This is a genomic window from Larkinella ripae, from assembly GCF_054780775.1.
Window position 1 is genome coordinate 529,107 of the sequence record NZ_BAAGVR010000014.1, and the last position, 24,666, is coordinate 553,772.

The 24,666-nt window shown below is 52.0% G+C and carries 22 protein-coding genes; 12 read left to right on the forward strand and 10 right to left on the reverse strand.

What is annotated here, in order from left to right; genetic code table 11:
- Positions 1–11 precede the first annotated feature (11 nt).
- The 6 genes from rpsA to ACYVHX_RS09120 all read right to left on the reverse strand — a co-directional run bounded on the left by rpsA (position 12) and on the right by ACYVHX_RS09120 (position 7,098).
- Entirely contained in the window at positions 12–1,796 is a 1,785-nt protein-coding gene (gene rpsA, locus ACYVHX_RS09095) for a 30S ribosomal protein S1 (RefSeq protein ID WP_460671304.1), read from the reverse strand.
- 181 nt (positions 1,797–1,977) lie between these two features.
- Positions 1,978–2,493 (reverse strand): HNH endonuclease, encoded by a 516-nt coding sequence (locus ACYVHX_RS09100; protein ID WP_460671305.1) that lies wholly within the window; start codon positions 2,491–2,493, stop codon positions 1,978–1,980.
- Positions 2,494–2,624: 131 nt separating this feature from the next.
- The gene (smpB, locus tag ACYVHX_RS09105) at positions 2,625–3,086 is read right to left on the reverse strand and encodes an SsrA-binding protein SmpB (protein WP_460671306.1); all 462 of its coding nucleotides are present in this window, start codon (positions 3,084–3,086) and stop codon (positions 2,625–2,627) included.
- A gap of 537 nt (positions 3,087–3,623) precedes the next feature.
- Positions 3,624–4,220: an OmpH/Skp family outer membrane protein gene (locus ACYVHX_RS09110; RefSeq protein WP_460671307.1), complete on the reverse strand. Its 597-nt coding sequence runs from the start codon at positions 4,218–4,220 to the stop codon at positions 3,624–3,626.
- A 90-nt stretch (positions 4,221–4,310) separates the two neighbouring features.
- A complete protein-coding gene (locus ACYVHX_RS09115) occupies positions 4,311–4,658 on the reverse strand; it encodes a hypothetical protein (protein ID WP_460671308.1) in 348 nt (115 codons plus the stop codon).
- Between the two features lie 4 nt (positions 4,659–4,662).
- A complete protein-coding gene (locus tag ACYVHX_RS09120; protein WP_460671309.1) occupies positions 4,663–7,098 on the reverse strand; it encodes a penicillin acylase family protein in 2,436 nt (811 codons plus the stop codon).
- Between the two features lie 228 nt (positions 7,099–7,326).
- Between ACYVHX_RS09120 and ACYVHX_RS09125 the strand changes: the two genes are divergently transcribed.
- From ACYVHX_RS09125 to ACYVHX_RS09135, 3 genes are all read left to right on the forward strand, one after another.
- Positions 7,327–8,853: a GH3 auxin-responsive promoter family protein gene (locus ACYVHX_RS09125; RefSeq protein ID WP_460671310.1), complete on the forward strand. Its 1,527-nt coding sequence runs from the start codon at positions 7,327–7,329 to the stop codon at positions 8,851–8,853.
- A 70-nt stretch (positions 8,854–8,923) separates the two neighbouring features.
- Complete coding sequence (locus tag ACYVHX_RS09130) at positions 8,924–10,165, forward strand: 4-hydroxy-3-methylbut-2-enyl diphosphate reductase (protein WP_460671311.1); 1,242 nt, start codon at positions 8,924–8,926, stop codon at positions 10,163–10,165.
- A gap of 155 nt (positions 10,166–10,320) precedes the next feature.
- Positions 10,321–11,163 carry a sugar phosphate isomerase/epimerase family protein gene (locus ACYVHX_RS09135; RefSeq protein WP_460671312.1) on the forward strand — a complete coding sequence of 281 codons (843 nt, stop codon included), beginning with the start codon at positions 10,321–10,323 and terminating at the stop codon, positions 11,161–11,163.
- A gap of 79 nt (positions 11,164–11,242) precedes the next feature.
- On the opposite strand, the gene ACYVHX_RS09140 is transcribed toward ACYVHX_RS09135, so the two are convergent.
- A complete protein-coding gene (locus ACYVHX_RS09140) occupies positions 11,243–12,817 on the reverse strand; it encodes a glycoside hydrolase family 10 protein (protein ID WP_460671313.1) in 1,575 nt (524 codons plus the stop codon).
- A gap of 386 nt (positions 12,818–13,203) precedes the next feature.
- On the opposite strand from ACYVHX_RS09140, the gene ACYVHX_RS09145 reads away from it, so the two are divergent.
- Positions 13,204–13,674, forward strand: a complete 471-nt coding sequence (locus tag ACYVHX_RS09145) for an Lrp/AsnC family transcriptional regulator (protein WP_460671314.1) — start codon at positions 13,204–13,206, stop codon at positions 13,672–13,674.
- Positions 13,675–13,775: 101 nt separating this feature from the next.
- On the opposite strand, the gene ACYVHX_RS09150 is transcribed toward ACYVHX_RS09145, so the two are convergent.
- Complete coding sequence (locus ACYVHX_RS09150; RefSeq protein WP_460671315.1) at positions 13,776–14,996, reverse strand: tetratricopeptide repeat protein; 1,221 nt, start codon at positions 14,994–14,996, stop codon at positions 13,776–13,778.
- A gap of 123 nt (positions 14,997–15,119) precedes the next feature.
- On the opposite strand from ACYVHX_RS09150, the gene hpt reads away from it, so the two are divergent.
- A complete protein-coding gene (gene hpt, locus ACYVHX_RS09155) occupies positions 15,120–15,647 on the forward strand; it encodes a hypoxanthine phosphoribosyltransferase (protein WP_460671316.1) in 528 nt (175 codons plus the stop codon).
- Here the strand turns inward: hpt and ACYVHX_RS09160 are convergent.
- A complete protein-coding gene (locus tag ACYVHX_RS09160; protein WP_460671317.1) occupies positions 15,644–16,879 on the reverse strand; it encodes an NADH-quinone oxidoreductase subunit D in 1,236 nt (411 codons plus the stop codon). The genes hpt and ACYVHX_RS09160 overlap by 4 nt on opposite strands.
- Positions 16,880–17,103: 224 nt before the next feature.
- Between ACYVHX_RS09160 and rpmG the strand changes: the two genes are divergently transcribed.
- The 7 genes from rpmG to ACYVHX_RS09195 all read left to right on the forward strand — a co-directional run bounded on the left by rpmG (position 17,104) and on the right by ACYVHX_RS09195 (position 23,234).
- The gene (gene rpmG, locus ACYVHX_RS09165; protein WP_460671318.1) at positions 17,104–17,286 is read left to right on the forward strand and encodes a 50S ribosomal protein L33; all 183 of its coding nucleotides are present in this window, start codon (positions 17,104–17,106) and stop codon (positions 17,284–17,286) included.
- A gap of 33 nt (positions 17,287–17,319) precedes the next feature.
- Positions 17,320–17,475, forward strand: a complete 156-nt coding sequence (locus tag ACYVHX_RS09170; protein WP_111626371.1) for a DUF4295 domain-containing protein — start codon at positions 17,320–17,322, stop codon at positions 17,473–17,475.
- Between the two features lie 134 nt (positions 17,476–17,609).
- A complete protein-coding gene (gene ftsY, locus ACYVHX_RS09175; protein WP_460671319.1) occupies positions 17,610–18,569 on the forward strand; it encodes a signal recognition particle-docking protein FtsY in 960 nt (319 codons plus the stop codon).
- A gap of 45 nt (positions 18,570–18,614) precedes the next feature.
- On the forward strand, positions 18,615–19,073 hold the full coding sequence (locus ACYVHX_RS09180; protein ID WP_460671320.1) for a hypothetical protein: 459 nt from the start codon (positions 18,615–18,617) through the stop codon (positions 19,071–19,073).
- 5 nt (positions 19,074–19,078) lie between these two features.
- The gene (locus ACYVHX_RS09185; RefSeq protein ID WP_460671321.1) at positions 19,079–19,720 is read left to right on the forward strand and encodes a hypothetical protein; all 642 of its coding nucleotides are present in this window, start codon (positions 19,079–19,081) and stop codon (positions 19,718–19,720) included.
- A gap of 166 nt (positions 19,721–19,886) precedes the next feature.
- Positions 19,887–21,212, forward strand: a complete 1,326-nt coding sequence (gene rimO, locus ACYVHX_RS09190; protein ID WP_460671322.1) for a 30S ribosomal protein S12 methylthiotransferase RimO — start codon at positions 19,887–19,889, stop codon at positions 21,210–21,212.
- Positions 21,213–21,281: 69 nt separating this feature from the next.
- Positions 21,282–23,234 carry a sensor histidine kinase gene (locus tag ACYVHX_RS09195; protein WP_460671323.1) on the forward strand — a complete coding sequence of 651 codons (1,953 nt, stop codon included), beginning with the start codon at positions 21,282–21,284 and terminating at the stop codon, positions 23,232–23,234.
- Between the two features lie 10 nt (positions 23,235–23,244).
- Here the strand turns inward: ACYVHX_RS09195 and ACYVHX_RS09200 are convergent, their stop codons facing one another.
- Entirely contained in the window at positions 23,245–24,615 is a 1,371-nt protein-coding gene (locus tag ACYVHX_RS09200; protein ID WP_460671324.1) for an NAD-dependent succinate-semialdehyde dehydrogenase, read from the reverse strand.
- Positions 24,616–24,666 lie beyond the last annotated feature (51 nt).

Below are 24,666 nucleotides of genomic sequence, written 5' to 3' on the forward strand. Positions count from 1 at the left end.
AATTCAACGACTTATTCGCCTTTCGCCGAGCGACCTTCCATTTGCTCTTTCAATGCAGCCAGGGCATCGAGATCACCCAGGGTAGCACGCTCAGGCTCTTTGCTGGTGGTCGGCGTTTTAGCCGCTGCCGGGCGTTTCTCAGGTTTCCGATCTTCGCCTTTTTCCTGCCACGTTTTCGAGTGTGACAGCATGATGCGTTTTTCTTCTTTCGAGAATTCCAGCACTTTGAATTCGAGCGTCTCACCTACATCGGCCCACGAATTGTCTTCTTTCTGCAGGCTTTTCAGGGCCGCAAAACCTTCAATACCGTAGGGCAATTCGAGCGTCGCCAGTTTGTCGTTTTTCGACAGGATCGTTGACCGGTGAACCGAGCCTGGAACAAATACGCTTTCAAACGTATCCCACGGGTTCTCTTCCAGTTGCTTGTGACCCAGCGCCAGACGACGGTTTTCAACATCCAGTTCCAGAACAATCACTTCCAGTTCTTCACCTACTTTAATGAAGTCGGATGGATGCTTGATCTTCTTCGTCCATGACAAGTCGGATACGTGTACCAGACCGTCGATGCCTTCTTCCAGTTCGAGGAACAAACCGAAGTTGGTCAGGTTGCGGACAACCCCTTTGTGTTTCGTGCCGATGGCATATTTCTCAACCAGTTCCGGACGTGACCAGGGGTCGGCCGTCAGTTGCTTGATACCCAGCGACATTTTACGATCGTTACGATCCAGCGTCAGCACAACGGCTTCTACTTCGTCGCTTACTTTCAGGAAGTCCTGCGGGTTGCGCAAATGCTGCGACCACGACATTTCCGATACGTGGATCAATCCTTCCACGCCCGGCATGATTTCCAGGAACGCACCGTAATCCGCTACATTGACAATGCGGCCTTTCACGCGTGAACCAACCTGAATGTTTTCTTCCAGCGAATCCCACGGGTGTGCCTGCAATTGCTTCATACCCAATGAAATCCGTTTTTTGTCTTCGTCGAAATCCAGAACCACGACGTTGACTTTCTGATCGAGGTGCAGCAACTCGGACGGGTGGCTGATGCGGCCCCACGAAATATCCGTGATGTGCAGCAGACCATCGACGCCACCGAGATCGATAAACACCCCAAAGTTGGTCATGTTTTTGATCACCCCTTCCAGCACCTGACCTTTTTGCAGGTTGTTCAGGATTTGCTGACGTTGTGCTTCCAGATCCTTCTCGATCAGGACTTTGTGTGAAACAACTACGTTATCGTTGGCGTAATTGATTTTCACCACTTTCACTTCCATCTTCTTGCCAACGAACACATCGAAATCGCGAATTGGCTTCACGTCGATCTGCGAACCGGGTAAGAAAGCTTCAATGCTATAAATATCGACAATCAGACCACCTTTGGTCCGGCGTTTCACGAAGCCTTCAATAACCAGATCTTCGTCCAGCGCACGCTGAATTTTCTGCCAGGCCGTAATGACTTTAGCTTTCTTGCGCGACAACACCAGTTGACCATTCGGGTCTTCCTGATTCTCTACGTAAACTTCAACTTCGTCACCAATTTTCAAATCAGGCAGATCGCGGAATTCCGACGCCGGCACCAGACCATCTGATTTGAAACCAATGTTCAAAATAATTTCCCGGTCGGTAATGCCGACTACGGTTCCGATTACTACTTCTTTCTCGTTTACTTGCGCCAGGGTGTTATCGTACAGCTCCGCCAGACGGTCACGTTCTGCCGCTGAATAGCCGCTGCCAAATCCCCGGTTGTCTGCCTTATCCCAATCAAAATCCGGCAGTGTTTGCGTTTTGCTCATAAAAGTTTGGTTGTGGTCCATTCATACATCAGTCCCCGGACCTTCCTGACTGACTTTTAGTGACAATTGGAGACACCGCTCCAAAAAAGGAGGTGCAAAAATAGCAAATTTTCCGGAAACATAGTTGAATACGCAAAAAAAGTCTTTTGCGCAGGCAGGCTGCCCGTCAGGAGCGTAGCGATCAATACATTTTTTCGCGCTTGGTGGCCAGGAAAGGCATCCAGGTTTCTTCAACCGACCCGGAAAAATCGCGCAGAAAAACCAGAAAAGTAGGTTTGAACGGTTTCTGGTATAATTTCATCCCGGCTTCTTCCGGCGTTAAATCCCCTTTCTGGGAGTTGCAGCGTTTGCAGGCCGTAATCAGGTTGTCCCAGTTGGTTTTGCCCCCCCGGGATTTGGGCATGACGTGATCGAGCGTTAGATCCTCGTGTTTGCCGCAATACTGGCAGCGGTTTCCGTCGCGTTTGAAGATATTCTGCCGGTTGAGCATCACACCTTTGTAGGGCAGGTGGATGTAGCGATGCAGACGGATGACGGTTGGCGACGGGTATTCATCGTCCACGGTGCGCAGAACATAACCCTGAGATTTGGCAACCAGTTCTGCTTTGTTCAGGTAGACTAACAAGAACGCTTTTGGTACAGAACAGATGCCTAGAGCACTATAATCTTGATTTAGTACCAGGACTTTCCTACCCATAAAGAATGCATCAGACTCCTTTCTTTCCTGAGCAAGTTAATGATATTTCAGAATAAATGACAGGTGTTCCGGGAATAATTCAGTTTTTTTTGAAACACGCTGACCATCAATCTGTCCCGTCAATAAATTGCTTAATAGTTCTCCCGACTCATCTCCCGCGACACATCCCGGTCTTTGATGGAATCGCGTTTGTCATATAATTTTTTTCCTTTGGCCAGCGCAATCTCCAGCTTGGCAAAACCGCGGTCATTAATAAAAAACCGGGTCGGAATAATGGTCAGGCCCTGGTCCGTCAATTTATTCACGAGCCGTTTCAACTCCCGCTTTTGCAAGAGCAGCTTCCGGTCGCGCAGGGGTTCGTGGTTGTTATACGTTCCTTCCGTATACTGTGAAATATGCATTTGCCGGACATACAACTCCTCGTTCAGGAACAGGCAGTAGGCGTCACCCAGGTTTACCTTCCCCTGCCGCACTGATTTGATTTCTGTGCCCGTTAGCATAATTCCGGCCACAAATGTTTCCAGAAAAAAGTATTCAAAAGAGGCCCGCCGGTTGCGGATCTCGATTTGCTTCGCCAGTGTTTTATCAGACATATCTAGTTGCTGTCGTTTTTGTAAAACCAGTTCTATTCATACTTTTCGGAATACCAATAACTTGCTGACCTCCTGAATGGCTTGACAAACTGGCTCGATTTTTAGCCAAAATTACCGATTTGTAAACAAAAATACCCCGAAGTAATCTCCGGGGTATTAAGTGATGACAATTTTACGCGTAAATCCCTGGTGAAGCCAGTGTTTACTATCTCCGAAAAGACAGCCGCACAGCCGAATCACAGCCTCAAGACCCTTCCGTGCACACCGGCGTTCTCCAGGATATTTTTATCAACCTATACAAATATGCCTACACGGTTTTTCATCCTGTGGGCAGGCTTCCATCGCCGTGCCAGATACCATTTAATCACCGGAACGATTGTAAATACATACAACCATAGACTCTGTTTACAATTTCTGTGCCGTTTTCAAATTTGTAGTTTAAAAAACTGTGAAGTCTTCCGGTTTGTAGGCAACGGCAAACAAAAAGGCTCCACCTTATTGCTAAAGTGAAGCCGTTACCAAGCGTGCACCACGTGTTTACTTCTTGGTCTGCTTTTGCTGATATTCTTTATTTAAACCGCTGATAATGGGCTTGGTAGCATCAAGTGAGCTGTCGGCAAAAAGGATGCCTCCTCCTTTTGAGTACCCCATCACAAAATCATACTGGTTCTGTTTGTTTATTTTTCTCAGGTAATCGTGAATCTGGTTGTAAAGTTCTTCATTCTTTTTCTGCTCCTCTTCCGCCAGTTGCTGCACCACCCGATCGCGGTATGCCATCAGATCCTGTTGTTTTTTTTGCAAAGCCGCTTCCGTAGCCCGGCCCTGTTCCATGGTCATCGTCTGGGCGCGCTGCTGAAAGAAAGCGACTTCGTTTTGCAGCGAGCGTCCTTTGGTGTTCAATTCATTGTCAAGCTGAAACCGTTTGCTTTCCAGCACTTTCCGCGTATCCTTAAAATATTCGTAATTCGTCAGCAACGAGTCAACATTTACATAAACCGTCTTGCGGACGGGCGCTGATTTTGTTTCACTGGCAACAACCGGTTCAGCAGCACTTTTTTCCGAGAAATGGAGGTAATACAAAACCGCTACTGCAACTGCCAGCACGGCATTCAAAACAAGAGATGCGTTTTTCACAAGAAACAGTTAATTAATGGATTAATGATTTTACAAAGGTACGATTTACAAGTTACCTAGCAATTCAGTTTGCGCAAGTGCCGCGATCCCTTACGGTTTTTGCGCAAAAACCGCCCGCAGTTGCTGACCGGTCAGACCGGCGAATCCGCCCACCAGACCGCCAATCAGGGGTGTAACCAGCAGCAGCAAAACCGGTGTTTTCGATTTAAAGAGCAGGTCGGCCATGCGCCCCGTCAAAATCCCGTCCGTTTGCAGATGGATTACCAGCGCGTAGACCAACCAGACGACCGCAATGCCTGAAAAACCGTTACCAAACGCCCGCCAGCCCGTGCGACTGCGCCAGAAACAAACCCCGAAAGCAACGACGCCAATGATCCACCAGGGTAAAAACAACTGCGCCAGGGCGCTCAGTAAAGCGATCAACAAAAAAGGCAGCATGGTTCTAGGGCGTCAGTTTAAGGGTAGATTTGATCCGCGGGTGGGTTTCGGGCACCGATTGCAGATACAGCAATTCGTACAAGTCCCCTTTCCGCCAGGCTTCGAGCATATTCAGGTAATACGGACTGCCGGGATTGCCCGACTGGCCGCCCGGATAAACCCCGTAGGCGCTCACCTGCGGCCCTGTTTGCACCACCATCCGCCATGACGGCCCGGCCCGGCGCCCGGCGGCATTGACGATGCCCCGGCCACCGCCAATCTGCACGTTGAGCGCACTGAACGCATCCAGGCCCGGAATCAGGTGCCGAATGCCCGTGCCTTTCTGATCGGCCCACGCCCAGGTTTTGCCCAACGGGCCGTGCTGTTTCGTCAAGGAATCGACGGTAGCCTGAAAACTGCCGGTGACTACGTCCGTGATCGTCTCCGTACGGTTTTTTGTCCGGACATCATCAAACCAGCGGGCATTGGGTTCTTCGGTCAGGAGTTGCAGGGTTCGGTCCGGATTTGGGTACCGAAGGGGGCGGTTTTCCTCCTCCGGAAGATCATCGTCCCAAATTCCGCGTTCCAGGTGACTGATCCATTCCACAAAAATGGTTCCGGCGGTGGATGCAGCGTCCTGCTGATAATTCCACTGGCGGATGGCTTTCAACGCTTGTTTCTGCGGTTCGCTCAGCTTGTTTTCCTGAATTCTCGGCAGTAAAACCGGCAGAAATGTGGATGCCTGGTGGTTATACACGTCGTTCTGCAACCGGCGCAGGCTGTCTACCGTTACGTTTTGCATGGCCGCCAGCCGCTGGTTGATCCGAATGCCCCGGTTTGAGGGCTCAAATTGCCAGTTGAGGTAATACGGATACGTCGGATCGGTGGAAAACTGATTGGCTGAACTCACAAAGCCCCGGGGTGGATTTTTTACGCGCGGATTCTGAGCCGCCGGAATCCAGCCCTGCCAGTCGTGCGCCGGGTTGCTGCCATCCAGCAAAAACTTACCCTGATCGCGCCATTTCAGCGGAAACCGGCCATTGGGGGAAATGGCGATGTCTTTTTCGGCATTGGCAAAAACGAAATTCTGCGCGGGTGCCGAATAATGCACCAGGGCCGTTACATAATCCGTGTAGGTTTTCGCCCGGTTCAGCAGGTAAAACGTTTTGATGCCGTTGTCTTTTTCGTGCGCGATCCAGCGCACGGCGTAACCCGCCGGGAAATTAAGCCGAAACGGTTTTTCGTCCGGCTGGTAAACAACCGGTCCGTGGTGCGTATACAAAACCGTATCGGCCACATCCGGTTTTCCTTTTACGCGGATTACCTCAACCCGCCGGCGAACCGGTTTCCACTGGCCGTCGTGCCAGTATTCGTTGCGGCGGTTATCCCGAAACCGTATTTTGTAAAAATCCAGCACATCCGCCCCGACATTGGTCACGCCCCAGGCAACGTCTTTATTGAAACCAATCACAATACCGGGCGCACCGGGCAGCGACACCCCATAAACATTCATCGTGGGCGTAACCAGTTGAACCTGGTACCAGATGGAGGGCAAACTCAGATTCAGGTGCGGGTCGTTAGCCAGCAGCGGATACCCCGTCGCCGATTTTTGCGGGCCAACCGCCCAGTTGTTGCTCCCGATACCCGGATCGTGGGGCTGCCAGCGCAGCGCAACACTACGATCCGGGCCGGTTTGTTGGGGAACAGGCGGTATTTTGACGGGCGTGAAATCCCAGCGCGTGCCCGTCGGAATAATCGGATCTTCTTTAAATGGATAATCGGGAAACAGATTGGCGGTCAGCGCGGGGCCTAGTTTCTGCAGAACGTTCGTCATCAGCAGATCATCGGCCCCGGCGGCCAGGGTCTGCGTCATTTGCTTGAGGAGAAAAGCCACTTTGATGGGCGTCCACGGTTCGGGCGCGTACCCCAGCAACTTGTATTCAATCGGATAATCCGCTGGTTTCAGCCCATCGATGTAGGAGTTGATACCCGCCGAATACGCTTCCAGAACGGATTTGGAAACCGGGTCGCTGGTCATTCCTTCCAGGGATTTCTCGGCCCCGTATGCCATGCCCAGTCGCCGGTTGTAGCGGTCCAGTTCAAGCGCGCGCTCACCGACTACCTCCGAAACCCGTCCGGCAGCCGCGTGGGTCTGAAATTCCATTTGCCAGAGCCGGTCGCGGGCGGTTACGTATCCCTGCGCAAAATAAGCGTCGTAATCATTCTCCGCGAAAATGTGCGGAACGTGCAGTTCGTCGTACAGAATCCGGACTTCTTTCCGCGCACCTTTTACCGTTACCCGTTGTTCCGACGATGGGTCGGTCGACTCGGCATTTTGCCAAAATCCCACAAAGGGACTCAGCAAACGGCCAAAAGCGGGAACGGTGCCCCACTGCTGGTTTAGGGCAACCGTTAAACCAACGAAAACAAGCAGGCTAAGAACAGCTTTTACGACTTTCATGACGGAGCCAGACGGCAATGAGCGGTTTACATCGATTTTCGGACGCAGGTCTTTGACAAAGAAAAGTTACGCCGGTTTTTACCCCATTCAGGCGGCTTAACCTTGGCTTCTTCCGGTTTGGTCCGATCAGGAGTGCGGGCAACAATATCCGCCGAATTAGGTTATGAAGCAAAGTTCTTGTAAATACAACATTTTTAGTAAGTTTGAATCAGATTTACCGCTTCGCGTATGACCTTGTTGAACACGACCCTGAAATGGCTGCTGCAACGGCGTGTGCCACGCATCGAAGCAATGATGGCGCGGCCCGGCGACGTGCAGCAGGCGGTTTTTCGGCAGCTCATCAGCAAAGGCCGCCATACGCAGTGGGGCCGGGATCATCACTACGATTCCATCCGTACCGTCCGTGATTTTCAGGAGCGCGTGCCGGTTTCTTCCTACGAAGATCTGTTTCCGTACATCGAACGCACGATGAAGGGCGAGCAGAAGCTTCTGTGGCCGTCCCGGATTCACTGGTTTTCCAAATCATCCGGCACCACCAACGCCCGCAGCAAATTCATTCCGGTTTCGCAGGAATCGCTCGACGAAAGTCATTTCAGGGGCGGAAAGGACATGATGGCGCTCTACATCGCCAACCGCCCCGACAGCAAAGCCTTTGAAGGAAAAGGTTTGTCGATTGGCGGCAGCCTGCACGAAAATCCGTACGGGCAGCACGGCTACGCGGGGGATGTGTCGGCGGTTGTCATGAAAAATCTGCCATCGTGGGCGCAGTACATCCGGACTCCCCCCATTGAGGTGGCGCTGATGGACAAATGGGAAGAGAAGATCGACCGGATGGCCGAGATCACCGCCCGCGAAAACGTAACGAGCATCCTGGGCGTTCCGACCTGGGCGCTGGTGTTGCTGGAGCGGGTGCTGGCCATCACCGGTAAACGGAATATTCTGGAAGTCTGGCCCAACTTTGAAGTATTTATCCACGGCGCGGTTGCTTTTCAGCCGTATCGGGAGTTGTTTGCCAACGAAGTGTTTCCTTCGTCCGCGATCAAATACCAGGAAATTTACAATGCATCGGAAGGTTTTTTTGCCATTCAGGATGATCTGAAGCGGGTCGGCGAAATGCTGGTGATGCTGGATTACGGTATTTTTTACGAGTTTGTGCCCGTTGAGGAAGCAGATAAACCTTTCCCGAAAGCCCTGACAATCGAGGAAGCGGAGCTGAATAAAAACTACGCGCTGGTGATCACCACAAACGGCGGGCTTTGGCGCTACCGGGTGGGCGACACCGTCCGGTTTACCTCCCGGTTTCCGTTCCGGCTGAAAGTCAGCGGCCGAACCAAGCATTTTATCAACGCTTTTGGTGAGGAAGTCATTATTGAGAACGCCGAAGCGGCCATTACACGGGCCTGCACCACCACCGGTGCCACCGTCAGCGACTACACGGCCGGACCGGTTTACATGAGCAGCGGCACCAACGGGCGGCATGAATGGGTCATCGAATTTTCCAGCGAACCCCGCAATTTTGAAGCCTTCTGCACAGTTCTCGACCAGACGCTCCGGCAGGTCAATTCCGATTATGACGCCAAACGCTACAACGACATGGTGTTGCAACCGCCAATCGTTCACGCCGTTCCGCGGGGGACTTTCTATGACTGGATGAAAAACCGGGGGAAACTCGGCGGACAGCATAAAGTGCCGCGTTTGAGCAACAGCCGGGAATACCTGGATGATATTCTGGGCCGGTTAACGACCCTCTCCTGATCGCCGGTTGCGCTGAACGAAGCCCCGCTGCCCGTTGTTGTTCTGACGAAGTCTGTCTAATTTTGAATGAATGAAATCCTTCAACATCCCGGAGTATTACCGCAGTCAGCTTATTAGCCCGCTGAAAGAACTTCGCCGGAAACGTGATAAATTGAAGCGTGACTTTACGCCCACCCTGCTCGATTTCGGGCCGGTTCGCTTTTTCATTGCCCGGCATTTCGGCTTTTGTTACGGCGTCGAAAACGCCATTGAAATTGCCTATAAAGCCATTGCCGAAAACACCGGAAAACGGATTTTTCTGCTGAGCGAGATGATTCATAATCCGGATGTAAACCGGGATTTGCAGGAACGCGGGGTCCGGTTTATCATGGAAACTTCCGGAAAACAGATCGTGCCGTGGGAAGAATTACGGGTGGACGATGTGGTGGTGATTCCGGCTTTTGGCACAACCCTCGAAATTCAGCAGAAACTCACCGACATTGGCCTGAACATCGAACAATACGACACGACCTGCCCCTTCGTGGAAAAAGTCTGGAACAAAGCCAGCCAGATCGGGCAGAAGGATTATACGGTGGTGGTTCACGGAAAACCGTCGCACGAAGAAACGCGGGCGACATTTTCGCACAGCAAGGAATCCGCCCCGACGGTGGTCGTGAAAGACATGGCGCAGGCCCAGCGGCTGGCGACTTACCTCACCGGCGAATCGCCTAAAGAGCAATTTTACACCGAATTCAAGGGCCAGTATTCCAGCGGTTTTGATCCGGAGCGGGATTTGCAGCGCATCGGGGTCGTGAACCAGACAACGATGCTGGCGTCGGACACGCAGCACATCGCCGATTTCCTGAAAACCGTCATGATTCGCCACCACCGCCTGATGCCGGAGGAGGTGGAAAACCGCTTTGCCAACACCCGCGACACGCTTTGTTACGCGACCAACGACAACCAGGATTCAACCTACGCGCTGCTGAACTACCCGGCCGATTTCGCGCTGGTCGCTGGTGGCTACAACAGTTCCAACACCCTCCACCTGGTCGAATTGTGCGAAGAAAAGCTGCCCACGTATTTTATTGAAACCGAGCAGAAAATTCTGTCGCGCGGGTTGATCAGGCACTTCAATCGGCCAACCAAACAGGAAGTGGTTACGGAACATTTTCTGCCGGATTCGGAGCCGGTAACCGTGCTGCTGACCTGCGGAGCTTCCTGCCCCGACGCGGTGGTTGAGGGAATTCTGCTAAAAATCGTTTCCTTCTTTCCGACTGCCCGGCCCACCGAGGAGGTGATGGCCGAGGTAAGCCGGCAATACGGCAGCTAAACCGCGGTCATTCGATACAAATCTTGACCGATGGCAGTAAAAAGTTTGAAAACCGTCCTTTGCTTGCAGAGAAAATAAGGGCTGCGCGCGGTTTCAAACCCGGTTTTCACCCGGAAAAGGCTGCCGCAAAAAACCGGCTATTAACAATTAACAGCATGTACACGATTGGGATCAACACGTTTTTATTTACGTCGCCTTTCACGAACGAAAGTGTGAAGTGGTTTTCAAAATTTGCTGAATGGGGTTTCGATACCGTCGAAATCGGCCTGGAAGATCCCGCAAACGTTGATCCCCAACGGGTCAAACAGGCGCTGGCTGATGCCGGACTTGGCTGCAAGACGGTTTGTGCCGCGATGGGCCCCGAGCGGGATTTTCGCGGGGATGACGAACAGCAGCAAAATGCCATGACGTATCTGAAAGGATTGCTGGATGTTATGGAAATCATCGGGGCCGAAATGCTGGTTGGTCCGCTGTATTCGAGTGTCGGGCGCGCCGAAGCCACGCCGAAAAACGTGTATGCCGAACAGCAGAAAAGCGTCGTTAAAAATTTGAAAGAATTGGCCGCTTACGCCCAAAGCAAAGGCCTAAAAATCGCGCTCGAACCGCTGAACCGCTTCGAAACCGACTTTATCAACACAGCCGATCAGGCTATTGAACTGGCGGATCTGGTGGATAACGAGGCCGTGCGCTTACACCTCGACACGTTCCACATGAACATTGAGGAAAAATTTCAGGCCGAAGCGATCCGCAAAGCCGGTTCGCGGCTGGAACTGCTGCACAGTTGCGGCTGCGACCGGGGCATTCCGGGCAACGACCACATCGACTGGGATTCGATTCGTCAGGCGCTGAAAGACATTGATTTTAAAGGCCAGCTGGTCATCGAATCTTTTACGCCCGAAGTAAAAGCCATTGCCAAAGCGGCTGCCATCTGGCGCGACATTGAAGCCTCCGGCGAAGACATTGCCGTGAAAGGGCTGGCGTTTCTGAAGACGGTTTAAAGAAATGATGCGTTATGGCCGATGAATGTAAAAGTCTACATCCATTCATCATTCATAGCGCATCGTTCATCATTAATTTTCACGGCTCCGGCACCCGAACATTGACCTGAGTCGGCACGCTTTCGTTGTGCAGCCGGTCGAACGCCGTCACCGCGTACACATACCGCGTATCGGCTTCGGCAGTTCGGTCAATAAACCGCGTGGTATGCTCCCCCACACAAATCGCCACAATGTGGGTCGGATCTTCCATATTCACTTTATCTTTTCGGTCAAACCGGTATACGACGTAATAACGGGCTTTGTCGCCATCGGGCGCCGGACCGGGTTCCTGCCAGAACAGTTCCACCCCTTCGGGTGTCGGATTGGCTTTCAAATCTTTCGGCGAAAGCGGAGGCTCCGGGTCTTTCCAGGGCATCGGCGGAACCAGCGCCGGATACCGGTAAAAGCTGGTCAGTAACGTATCGCGGACCCCATTCAGGTTGTCGGTCAACGACTTGGAACTAAAAAAAATACTGCCGTGAACCTGGCTGAACTGGCGGTTGTAATTCAGCTGCGTCGTCATTTCGTTCGGGTCGTTCCAGGCGCGGTCGCGGGGCGTCGAGCGGTTGATCCGAAACGCACCCTGACCGATGTAGAGATGCCGGTTAAAACCGTTTTTGATCCACCAATCGACCAGCAGGCGGTACGGAACTTTCTGGAAATCCGTACTGAAATACACCTGTGGAGCAATGTAATCAATCCAGCCTTCGCGCACCCACTTGCGGGTGTCGGCGTACAGATCAAAATAGGAGGTTAAACCGCCGGTAGTTTCCGAGCCTTCGGGGTCCTGACTGCGGTTTTTCCAGACGCCAAACGGACTGACGCCAAACTTCACATACGGTTTTAGGGCCTGAATCGAATCCCGAAGCTGGTGGATCAGCCGATTGATATTCTCCCGGCGCCAGTTGTCGCGGTTCATGCCGTTGAAATACGTTTTGTACGTTACTTCGTCCCGAATCACCTGCCCGGCAATCCCGTACGGGTAGAAATAATCGTCGAAATGAATCCCGTCCACATCGTAATTGCGGACAATATTGGTCACAATGCCGGTTACGTAATTCCGGACTTCCGGCAACCCCAGATTAAATAACTTGCGTCCACCGTATTCCAGCATCCAGTCCGGTTTTCGGTTGCTGATGTGATCGGGTGTCACGCGCGAGAGCTTGCTGAAGGTAGCCCGATCCAGGTTGAACCAGGCGTGAAATTCCATGCCGCGGTCGTGCGTTTCGCGGATCATAAATTCCAGCGGGTCATAAAATGGCACCGGCGCGCGGCCCTGTTCGCCCGTCAGCCAGAAGGACCACGGTTCCGTGCTCTTGGCGTAAAACGCGTCGGCAGCCGCCCGGATCTGTACCACAACCGCATTGATGCCCGCCCGCTGGTGCTGATCCAGCAACGCAATGAATTCGGCCCGCTGGTTATCGGCGGGCATACCCCGGACGCTCGGCCAATCGATGTTATCGACGGTAGCAATCCAAACGGCACGAAACTCGCGCTTGGGCGGATGTTGCGCAATCACATCACACGTTTTCCCAAGCAAAGCGATGAAAAGGGCGAAGAAAGCCCGGTAATAAAAGCGCATGCGCAAACCGATGTCAATAAAGATGATGCCCAAAGATACGGAAGAACCCCATGCCCTTTCAAACTTTGTTGACGTCCGAATTATTGCCTGCTGTGCGCAGCTGCTTCCACCGAATCGGCGGGCGGTTTTTTGTATTTTAAGAAGAAAATCATTTTTTTATCGGACACTGGTTTTTAAAACCGCAATTTCGATCACCGAATATTATTTGGAAAAAGTTTAAGAACGGTGGATTTCCGTGTTGAACAGTATTTGGTATAACTATTGTCTATAGTAATTTTGACGCTAAAAGTAGGGCACAGAACCAATCATTATTTTACATTTTAGTAAAAAATCCATATTTATTTATAAAAATAAAAGGATTGTGATTAGTTTTGCGCGATCTCATATTGGTTGGATAAAGTTTTAAGGTCACTACAATTATGTCAGGAATCAAGCTCGATCAGATTGATCGGAAAGTATTAGAAATTCTACAGACTAACGCTAAAATCACCAATGCTCAACTGTCGAAGGAAATCGGTTTATCACCTGCCCCAACGCTTGAGCGCGTCAAAAAATTAGAAACTTCGGGAATCATTCAGAGCTACCACGCTCAACTCAATCGGGATCGGGTTGGGCTGGGTGTCACTACCTTCGTGCAGGTTTCGCTCGTTGGGCATAAAAAGCAGGTAACGGAGTCGTTCGTGAATGCCGTAAAGGAAATTCCGGAGATTATCGAGTGCCACCACATCACCGGCTCGGGCGACTTTTTGCTGAAGGTCATTGCCAAGGACATTGCCTCCTACCAGGTTTTGATGCTGGAAAAAATCAACGAAATCGAGGAAGTCGCCAATACCCAGACGATGGTCATCCTTTCGACGTTTAAGGAAAGTAAAGTCCTCCCAATTCCTTAAAAACCGCAATATCGAATAACAAATATTGAATATCGAAATTTAGTAGCTCGCGGAGCCACTTCATGATTCGATATTCAATATTCGTTATTCGATATTCAACTTTATCCTTTCCTGGCTTTTCGCCGATCTTCTCTCCGTAGTTTTTTCAGGCTATCCAAACCGTCTTTGGCTTCTTTGTGCTGGCTGGATTTGCGGTCGGCTTTGTCGATTACCTCTTTGTAATACGCCTGCGCCTGATCGTAGTTTTTCTCGGTGGCGGCAATTTTCCCCAGACTCAAAACCGACGCCCAATAATAAGCCGCATCGTAAGAATTGGTCTGCTTCGCAAAATCGATGGTTTTCTGGTAGTACTGCTTTGCTTTCGCCAGATCCCGGAAATAATGGTGGTTATTATAAGCCAGAATGTAGGCCGCCGTCCGTCCGCCAACGCCCTCGTACCCATCCATGCCGCGTTCGATTTTGGTTAAGATGTTGGTGGCCGCCGTCGTTGCTTCATTGCTATAACCACGCACAAAAGCCGTCCGGGCGTAATACCGCTCAAAATACGGATTGTCCGGGTATTGCTGCCACATGTACTTTGCCAGATCATACGCTTTATCGTACTGGTTTTCCATGCTGTAAATCTGGAGCAGAAAATACCGGGCTTCAGTTCGCGTATAAAAAGCGTTGTTGGCCGTAGCTTCCAGCTGCTTGATTCCCTGCGCTTTGTTGCCTTTCGGAAAAAACATCAGGATCGGTTTCAAAGCCGGATAATTCTTCGGAATCCACTGGGCATAGTAGTTGAACAGGCCGTCGCCAAAAAGCAGTTCGGGAGTCAGATCGCCGTTGCCCTTGCATTTGTCAAAGTATTTCAGCGCATTTTTCCCGGCCCAGGTTGCTTTGGCCCACTTCTTCCGTTCCGAAAATAACCGGCCTTTAAAACCGTAGCCAGCCGCCAGAAAAAAAGCCGGTTCCACTTTGTTGTCTTTGCTGTCGTAAAGCTTTTCGGCCTTCGCAATGGTCGTGTCCAGATACGCCAGACACTTGTCATCGAAGTCGGTATTTTCGGTATTCGGAACGATTTTCCACCACTCGGCCAGCGCCATCAGAAAGTACGGCATCGGGTGGTCCGGATACCGCAGTTGCAGCCAGCGAAACTCCTTGTCGGCTTCGTAAAATTTGTAATTATACAAGTTATTGATAGCCTCCGCCGACTCGATCTGGACACCGGGGTGCTTCAGCAACATATCGTATTTTTTGTCAAATTCAGCCAGAGAATAGACCTGCGCGCGGACGCTGAAGGTCAACAAAAGGCCGAATAGAACAAGCATGTTTTTTTTCATTTTTACAGGACACAAGTATCGTCTTGTATCAACGAAGTTTTTGAAATTCCAGTTTACGCAACCAAAAGTTTTTACGATCCCACCGGATGCTGTACCTTTGATCTTTGCGTCAACCGGCCCCTTATGCTGACTATCAAAGACAAAACGTTCGTTCCGTTCATCGATCAAAACAAGCTTAAAAACCGGATTGTTCAGTTGGCCGATCAGATCAATCAGGACTATCGCGGGAAAGAACCCCTGCTGGTGGTGGTGCTGAATGGCGCCTTCATTTTTGCGGCCGAGCTCATGACCCACCTGACGATTTCGTGCCGGGTGACCTTCGTTCGGGTGAGTTCGTACCAGCAAACCGCTTCAACGGGTGTGGTCCGGGAATTGCTGGGATTGAGCGAATCGCTGGCGGGTCAGGATGTAATCCTGATTGAAGATATCATCGATACCGGTCTGACGATTCAGGAAGTTTCGAAGCTATTGACGCAGCAGGAACCCGCGTCCCTCGAAATTGCGACGATGCTGTTCAAACCGGAAGCGCTGAAGGTCGACGTGGCGGTTAAATACGTCGGTTTTGAAATTGAAAACCAGTTTGTGGTTGGCTACGGGCTGGATTACGACGGGCTGGGCCGCAACACGCAGGAAATCTTCGTGCTGGCTTAACGGTCGACCTCGCCCATCACAATATCAATCGAGCCGATAATCGCGACCAGATCGGCAATCATCGCGCCTTTGGAAATTTCGCCGATGACCGACAGGTTGTGGTACGAACACGAGCGCGCCCGGCAGCGAAAGGGCACATCCGACCGGCCATCGGCCCGGAAAAAGAAACCCAGTTCGCCCTTCGGAATTTCCCCCCGGATGTAAAACTCCTGCGCTTTCGGGCGTATTTTCTTGGGAACAATGGCCTGCGGATCAAAATCCCGGGTTCGCTTCAGATCGCCCGTGAGCTGAACCAGGCATTGTTCGGCAATTTTGACGGATTCCCAGCACTCCAGCACCCGCACGTAATTCCGGTCCCAGCAATCGCCGAGCGTTCCCATTGTGCCCTCTCCAATCGGGATGTCAAAATCCAGTTCGGGGTAAATGGAATACGCATCGACCCGGCGCAAATCATACCGCAGGCCCGAGGCCCGCAAAACCGGTCCGGAACAGCCGTAATTGATCGCAACCGGCAGCGGCAACACCCCCACCTGGGCCGTCCGTTTCACGAAAATCTTGTTTTCGGTGACCAACTGCTGCATCTCGATCAACTTCGGTTTCAGGTACGTCAGAAATTCCTGGCAACGTTCTTCAAAACCGACCGGCAGATCATAATACAAACCGCCAATCCAGATGTAATTATAAAGCATTCGCGCCCCGCTGACCCATTCCAGCATCCGTTGCAGGTGTTCGCGGTCGCGCATCATCCACAAAAACGGCGTGTACGCACCAATATCCAGGGCGTACGTACCGATGGCCACGAAATGCGACGCCAGCCGGTTCAATTCCGCCACTAACACCCGGATGTATTCAATCCGGCGACCATCCGGGCGATTCAAAAGCTCCTGATCAAGGCCGAGCATCCGTTCCACACCCATGCAAAAAACGTGTTCGCTGTTCATGGCAGCTACGTAATCCAGCCGATCCACAAACGGCAGCGTCTGGTTGAACGGCATCGATTCGGCGTGTTTCTCAAAACAGCGGTGCAGATACCCCAGATGCGGCACCACATCGACGATGATTTCGCCATTGGTGACAATTTCGAGCCGCAAAACGCCGTGCGTCGAGGGGTGTTGCGGTCCCATGTTGACAATCATCTCGCCGGAATCGAGCGAATCGAGGGTATGCTTGTTGGGCTCAGAAGCCTGAAAAAGGCCGGGCTGGTAGTCGTATTGAACGGTTTGTGTGGTCATTGTGCATCAAAGGTCGTCAGCGCGTGGGCAAAAGTCAAAACCGGCAGGCGGTTTTCGGTAGCGAGTGCGTTCAAGTAAGCACCGCGCCAGCAAGCATGCGTTAGCCACCGAAAACCGTAAACTGAAAACGGTAGACCTTTCGACAATTATTTCCCGATCAACCGTTGTGGTTCTTAAGACTTTATCTTACCTTTGCGTTCCTGTTTGAGAAAATATTTACAGCAATGGCTAAGAAAGGTAATAGAATTCAGGTGATTTTGGAGTGCACGGAGCAGAAGGACACGAACGTACCGGGTACCTCGCGCTACATCACCACCAAAAACCGTAAGAATACGCCGAGCCGGATCGAAATGAAAAAGTACAATCCGAACTTGAAGCGCGTAACTGTTCACAAAGAAATTAAATAATTGTAACTACGGGCCTGTTCCCGACGATCCAAAATGGCAAAGAAAGTTGTTGCAACCCTGAAAAAGGAAGGTGGCGGTAAGAACTTCGCAAAGATTATCAAAGCCGTAAAATCACCGAAAACCGGTGCTTACACCTTTAGAGAAGAAATGGTCCCGCTGGAAGAAGTACAAGCTGCCCTGAAAGGCTAGTCTTCCGGTTCTGTACAATTCAAAGTCCCTTCGGTCCTCGGTGGGACTTTTTTGTTTTTATCTTTGTTCGGGACAAAAGACGTGGTGCATCCAATTGCGGTCTTCCTCTACCATCATCCGTTAACATTTACAAAATGGGGCTGTTTGATTTTTTCTCGAAGGAAAAAAAAGAATCACTCGATAAAGGACTGGAAAAGTCCAAGGAAAGTTTTTTTTCGAAACTGAACCGCGCGGTGGTCGGCAAATCGACCGTCGACGAAGAAGTGCTGGACGAACTGGAGGAAGTGCTGGTGACATCCGACGTGGGCGTTGAAACCACGGTGAAAATCATCCGGCGCATTGAAGACCGCGTGGCCCGGGATAAGTACGTCAATACCAGCGAGTTGGATACCATTCTTCGGGAGGAAATTGCGTCTTTGCTGGCCGAAAACAAATCCGTGGATGTGGATGACGATTTTTCGTTGCCCGCTACCAAAAAACCGTATGTGATCATGGTGGTCGGTGTCAACGGCGTCGGCAAAACCACAACGATTGGCAAACTGGCGGCCCAGTTCCACAAGCGCGGCTACAAAGTGGTGCTGGGGGCCGGCGATACGTTTCGGGCGGCTGCCGTTACCCAGCTGAAACTCTGGGGCCAGCGCGTCGGTGTTCCGGTCATCGAACACGGCATGAACACCGATCCGTCGGCGGTGGCGTTTGACGCCGTTAAGAAAGCCGTAGACATGAATGCCGATGTGGTGATTATCGACACGGCGGGTCGTCTGCACACGAAAGTAAACCTGATGAACGAATTGTCGAAAATCAAACGGGTGGTGCAGAAATTCCTGCCCGAAGCCCCGCATGAGGTGCTGCTCGTGCTCGACGGGTCGACGGGACAGAACGCCTTCATCCAGGCTACGGAATTTACGAAGGCGACGGACGTGACGGCCCTGGCCATCACCAAACTCGACGGAACCGCCAAAGGGGGCGTGGTGATCGGCATTTCGGATCAGTTCAAGATTCCGGTAAAGTACATTGGCGTCGGCGAAAAAATCGACGATTTACAAACCTTCAGCAAGATGGAGTTTGTCGATTCGTTTTTTAAGAAAGTGTAAGATGGTAGATGCTTTTCTTCTCCTCCAATTATGCTTGTAAAACCGTTGTCCATAATTTTAAAACCGCCCCTGCTTCTGCTGGCCTTTGTCCTTTTTGCGGCCTGCAAACCCAGCCAAAACCGGAAAGCGTTTCAGGGCATTTGCGGTACGGTTTTGTTTAAATCCGGAAATCATATGCCCGGGCCCGGTCGGCCGCAGCCGAAAGGGCAGCCCGTGGTGCGCGAGGTGCTGATTTATGAATTGACCAAAACCGGGCAGACGGAAACGGCGGAAGACGGTTTTTATTCCACCATCAAAACGCGGCTCGTCAGAAAAGTCCAATCCGATCAAGACGGCAAGTTCTGCGTTAATCTGCCGCCGGGCCGGTATTCGGTTTTTGTCCGGGAGGAAAAAGGGTTATATGCCAACCTGCTCGACGGCGACAGCAACATTTTTCCGGTGACGGTCGAGAAAAACCGCCGGTCCACCATCACCTTTGACATTTCGTATCAGGCGGTATTTTAGCCGTTATGGAAGCGCTTTTGATTACCATGATGGTGCTGACGCCGTTCGGCTGGTTTATTTACCGGCTGATTCGCTATACGGCAAAATCGTTGGGCGACGAGTCGCCGTTGTCCGTTCAGGTATCCTATCAAATCACTGAACAAGAGTATTTTACCCGCTTCGATTTCCTGTTTCTGATTTTTTTCGTACTCAGTAACCTGTTTATAATTTACCTGGCGATCTTCTTTGCAATCCAGACTGCCTCGACCCCCTGGCACCGGCTCTCCGCATTGGTTATGCTGGCGGTTTCGCTGTATATCCTTTGGTGGTCTATACGCCTTTTCCGGCTGGAATGGCAATATTGGCTCATCACAAAAGAAAAAACCGTAACCTTGAATCCAGCCGATAAAAGTGTGGAGATAGCGACCAGCGGGGACACGGTTTATTTTACGGTCGCCGAGGTAGAAAAAATTGAAAACCATACGCCTGACTTTTCATCGGGGAAATTAGTGACCGGATACCGGTATTTCATCTTTCACTTGAAAGACGGGCGCCGGATTTATTTAAATCATAACAAAAGCTACCTGGATTTCGCCATCGCCGACTATTTCAAAAGCGTGCAGATTCTCCGCATTCCGCATAAATTTCCGTGGATTGTAGCGCCATAACTTTCTCCTGAATTGTACTTTTCCGAACTTTGCAAAAATTTCCGGTGTTCCGCTAAGACGGTTAGCGGTCTGGCGGTATCATTTAATCTGGTTTGCCCGAAAAACCGTTGTCCGGCGCGGAGGTGATCCTGTTCATCAGGTGGTTCCGTTTTAATCTTGGTCTATTTTGAAAACAAAAGGATTACGTTCGAATAAAATCAATATTGTTACGCTGGGGTGTTCCAAAAACCTGGTGGACTCGGAAGTGCTTTTTACCCAGTTGAAAGGCAACGGCTACAACGTTTCCCACGAATCGAAAAAAGACGATGCCAACATTGTGGTGATCAATACCTGCGGTTTTATCGACAATGCCAAGGAAGAATCGATCAATACGATTCTGCGGTATGTGGATGCCAAAGACGCCGGCGTTGTCGATAAAGTGTACGTAACCGGCTGTCTGTCACACCGCTATAAAGACGAACTGGAAGTAGAGATTCCGACCGTCGATGCTTGGTTTGGTACCAACGAGCTCCCGCGTTTGCTCAAGACGCTGAAAGCCGATTACAAGCACGAACTCGTTGGCGAACGGTTGTTGACCACGCCCGCCCACTTTGCCTACCTGAAAATTGCCGAAGGCTGCGACCGTCCCTGCTCGTTCTGCGCCATTCCGCTGATGCGCGGGCATCACGTTTCGCGCCCGGTGGAAGAACTGGTAAAAGAAGCACAATCGCTGGCCCGGCGCGGCACCCGAGAATTGATTCTGATTGCGCAGGATTTAACGTATTACGGCCTGGATCTGGCTAAAAAACGCACCCTGGCCGACCTCATCAACCGCCTGGCCGACGTCGAAGGCATCGACTGGATTCGGCTGCAATACGCCTATCCGTCCGGTTTTCCCCTCGACGTGCTGGAGGTCATGCGGGACCGCTCGAACGTCTGCAAGTATCTGGACATGCCGCTGCAAACCGGCTCGACCGAACTGCTCAAGATCATGCGCCGGGGCATTACCCGTGAAAAAACCGAAGCCCTGATCGAAACCATCCGGGAACGGGTGCCCGGCATTGCGCTCCGGACCACGCTCATCGTCGGGCATCCCGGCGAAACCGAAGCGATGTTTGACGAAACCTACGAGTTTGTCGAACGGATGCGCTTCGACCGGCTGGGGGCGTTTACGTATTCCCACGAAGACAAAACGCATTCGTACTCGATGCCCGACGATGTTCCGGCCGACATCAAGCAGGAGCGGGTCGATGCGATTATGGATTTGCAGCAGGGCATCTCGTCGGAACTCAACCAGGCCAAGCTTGGCAATACCTATAAAGTGTTGTTCGACCGGAAAGAAGGCGGTTTTTTCATCGGCCGCACCGAGTTCGATTCGCCGGAAGTGGACAATGAAGTGCTGGTTCCCGCGATTGGGACGCCGACCGTCCAGTACGTTCGCCAGGGTGACTTCGCAAACGTGCGCATCACGGACGCTCACGAATTCGATCTGTACGGCGAAATCGTTTTGTAACAAAATTGCTAACTCCCTAACACCCAAGCCGGTTTTTAAGTATATTTGAAGCCGAACCCACCCGACGGTATGGCTCCTCTTTACCGGCTTGTCGCTTTTTTAGGACTTTTCTTCCCGCTGTTGGCACGGGCAGATCAACCGGTCATACCCACTCCGTCCGGCAGCGAACCGCTGGTGCTCGACCAGGGCATCTGGTTCATTCAGGACACCAGCCACCGGCTGACCATTCAGGAAGTGCTGCGGCCAGCGGTCGCCACGGCCTTTCAGCCCAACCCATCCCCGGTTCCCAATTTTGGCTATACCAGCGGCAATCAGCACGCCCATCCGGTCTGGCTGCGCTTCAACCTTCAGAATACGTCGGCGCAGATTCAGGCGCTGTTTTGCGAAGTCGATTTCTGGGCCTTCGATGAGTTGCAACTGTACATCACCGACGGCCAGCAAATCCTGTATACGTCGCCCGTATACGGCTGGAAAACGCCCATTACCCAAAAAACGGTTTACCACCGGAATTACTGGTTTCCGTTTACGTTACCCGCCGGCAAAGCAGTAAGCTGTTACGTCCGGGCGTTCAAAAGCCGGGGTGTTCAGGTCGTTCCGATCACGATTCGCCCGCAGGGCACCCTCGACAGTTTCATTCTAAAAGATTACGCGTTCTGGGGCGGCATTTTCGCCATTTTCGTCTTTGTAATCGTCATCAGCTTTTTCTTTTACCTGACCACGTTCGACCGGATTTACGGAAAGTACATTCTGTGCGTACTGGGTCTGGCGGGCTACTTTTTTATCAACGACGGTTTTTTGTACCAGTTTTTCTTCGACAACCAGTTCCGGATGCCCAACCGGAACGTCTATTTTCTTTTTCCGCTCCTGCTGTTCTTTTTCCAGTTGCTGTTTGTCCGTTCGTTTCTGTCGCTGGAAAAAACCCCGAGCCGGCTTTGGCACCGGGTGGCAACGGTGGCGCTGGTTGGCGGTATTTTCTGCCTGACGTCACTGCTGGCCGAATGGGTGCTCTACGTACCGCCCGCCGTTGAGCAGGTTCTGATGCGGCTTTTTATTGTTTTCTACTGGCTGCCCATGCCGCTGATCTGGGCCTTTATCGTCATCAATCTGGTGCGACGGTATCGGGTGCAGGAAGCCTGGCTGTATCTGGTGGCCGTCAGTCCGTTCTACACGCTCAACTTTCTGATCATCCTGGCCAATCTCAAGGTGTTGCCCACCTACACGTTTCTGGAAAGTTACGAAAATTACGCGCTGGCCGCGTTGTTTGAAGTTACGGTGCTGACATTCGGGCTGGCGTATCGCTACAAGCTCATCCGCGATCACAACGAACAACTCAGCGACGAACGAACCCAGCAGCAACGCCTGGCTTTTGAAGCGCACGTGCAGGGACTACAGCTCAAAAACGAGTCACTGCAGGAAAAAGAACGCATTGCCCGCGACCTCCACGACAACGTGGGCGCTCAGTTGTCGTTCATTGTCAACAGCTTGCAGCAAGTCGGGCGGCAGGCTGCCAAAGAACCGGTGCCCAATACGTACCAGCTTTCGGCGCAACTCCGGTCCGTGGTCGATTACACCCGCGAAGCGATTAAAATGCTGCGCGATACGATCTGGGCCATCCACCAGGAAAGCTTCACGCTGGACGAATTTGAAGAACGCGTCAGCCAGTATGTCGGGCGGTATTTTCAGCAATTGGAACCGCTTCAGGTCACGATTCAGACGGAAGGGCAACTGGCCCAGCCGCTGACGTCCGTTCAGGCTTTGAATATGTTCCGGATTATGCAGGAAGCCCTGCACAACGTTGTCAAACACGCCCAGGCGACGGCAGTAACGGTTTTGTTAAGCGCCCGGGCCGACGGTTCGTTTCAACTGAGCGTCAGTGACAACGGCAACGGTTTGTCCTGGAATCAGGACGATTCACTCGATCACCACTACGGTTTACAAAACATGCGGAAACGGGCCGAAGAACTCGGCGGTCAGTTCCGGATTTACTCCGATCACGGCACCGTCGTCGAGGTGGCGGTGTAGTACCCACGAACTAATCAATCCAGACGGTTTTGATGTTCAGAAATTCTTTCAGGCCGACTTCCGCCAGTTCCCGGCCAAAACCGGATGTTTTGACGCCCCCGAACGGCACCCGTGGATCGGAGCGCATCAGCGAATTAACAAACACCGACCCCGCCTGAATCTGCCGCGCCAGCCGCTCAGCCCGATCCAGGTCCCGCGTCCAGAGCGCCGAACCCAGGCCGTAGTTTGATTGATTGGCGAGTTTGACGGCATCCCGTTCATCCTTGGCTTCCACAATAACGGCCAGCGGACCAAAGGTTTCTTCGTCAAAAGCCGTCATACCCGGTTTTACCTTGTCGAGCAAAATCGGCGGAACATTGCAGCCCTCCCGCCGGATCGCCGGATTGTTTCCGCGGTGTAGAATCCGCGCGCCCTGCTCAACGGTTTCGGCGCATTGTTTCTCGATGGCTTCGGCCAGATCAACCCGGGCTACTGGCCCCATCGTGGTGGCTTCGTCCGTCGGATCGCCCTGCTGAATGGCTTCGATCTGCCGTAGAACCCGTTCCGTAAATTCTTTTTTGACCGATTTCTCGACAATAAACCGTTTGGCGGCAATGCAGCTCTGTCCGGCGTTCTGCATCCGCGACAGAACCGCCACCTCAGCGGCTTTTTCCAGATCGGCATCGGCCAGCACAATCAGCGCGTCGCTCCCACCCAGTTCCAAAACCGCCTTTTTGATCTGACTTCCGGCAATCGACGCCACCGACGCCCCGGCTTTTTCGCTGCCCGTCAGCGTAACGGCTTTCACGCGCGAATCCTTCAAGACTGTTTCAACGGTTTTTGATTCGATCAGCAACGATTGAAACACCCCCGGCGGAAAACCGCAGGCCCGAAAGATTTCTTCAATTGCCAGCGAACAACCGCTCACATTGGCCGCGTGTTTCAGCAGTCCGACATTGCCCGCCAGCAACGACGGAACCGCAAACCGGAAGACCTGCCAGAACGGAAAGTTCCAGGGCATCACGGCCAGCACGGCCCCCAGCGGCTGGTACGCAATGAAACTCTTTTTGGCCTCCGTCTCAACCCTCAGATCGGCCAGAAAGCGGGGAGCGTGTTCAACGTAGTAGTCGCAACCAACAGCGCATTTTTCGACCTCGGCGATGGCTTCTTTGCGCGTTTTGCCCATTTCGGCCGTCATCAATTCACCATACCGCTGCTTTTCGCTGCGCAGATAAGCGGCTACTTTCCGAAAATAACCCACCCGTTCTTCCAGTGACAAATCGGACCAATCCGCAAAAGCCTGGTCGGCCTGCCTCAGCTTGCGGTCAAGCGCAGAAGCGCTCAGCGCCGGATAGGAATTGATTTTCTGTTGGGTGTATGGATTGACGGACGAAAACTTCATGGCAATGCGGTTTTTCTAGGTAACTAAAAAAAAACCCAACCGATTCGATTG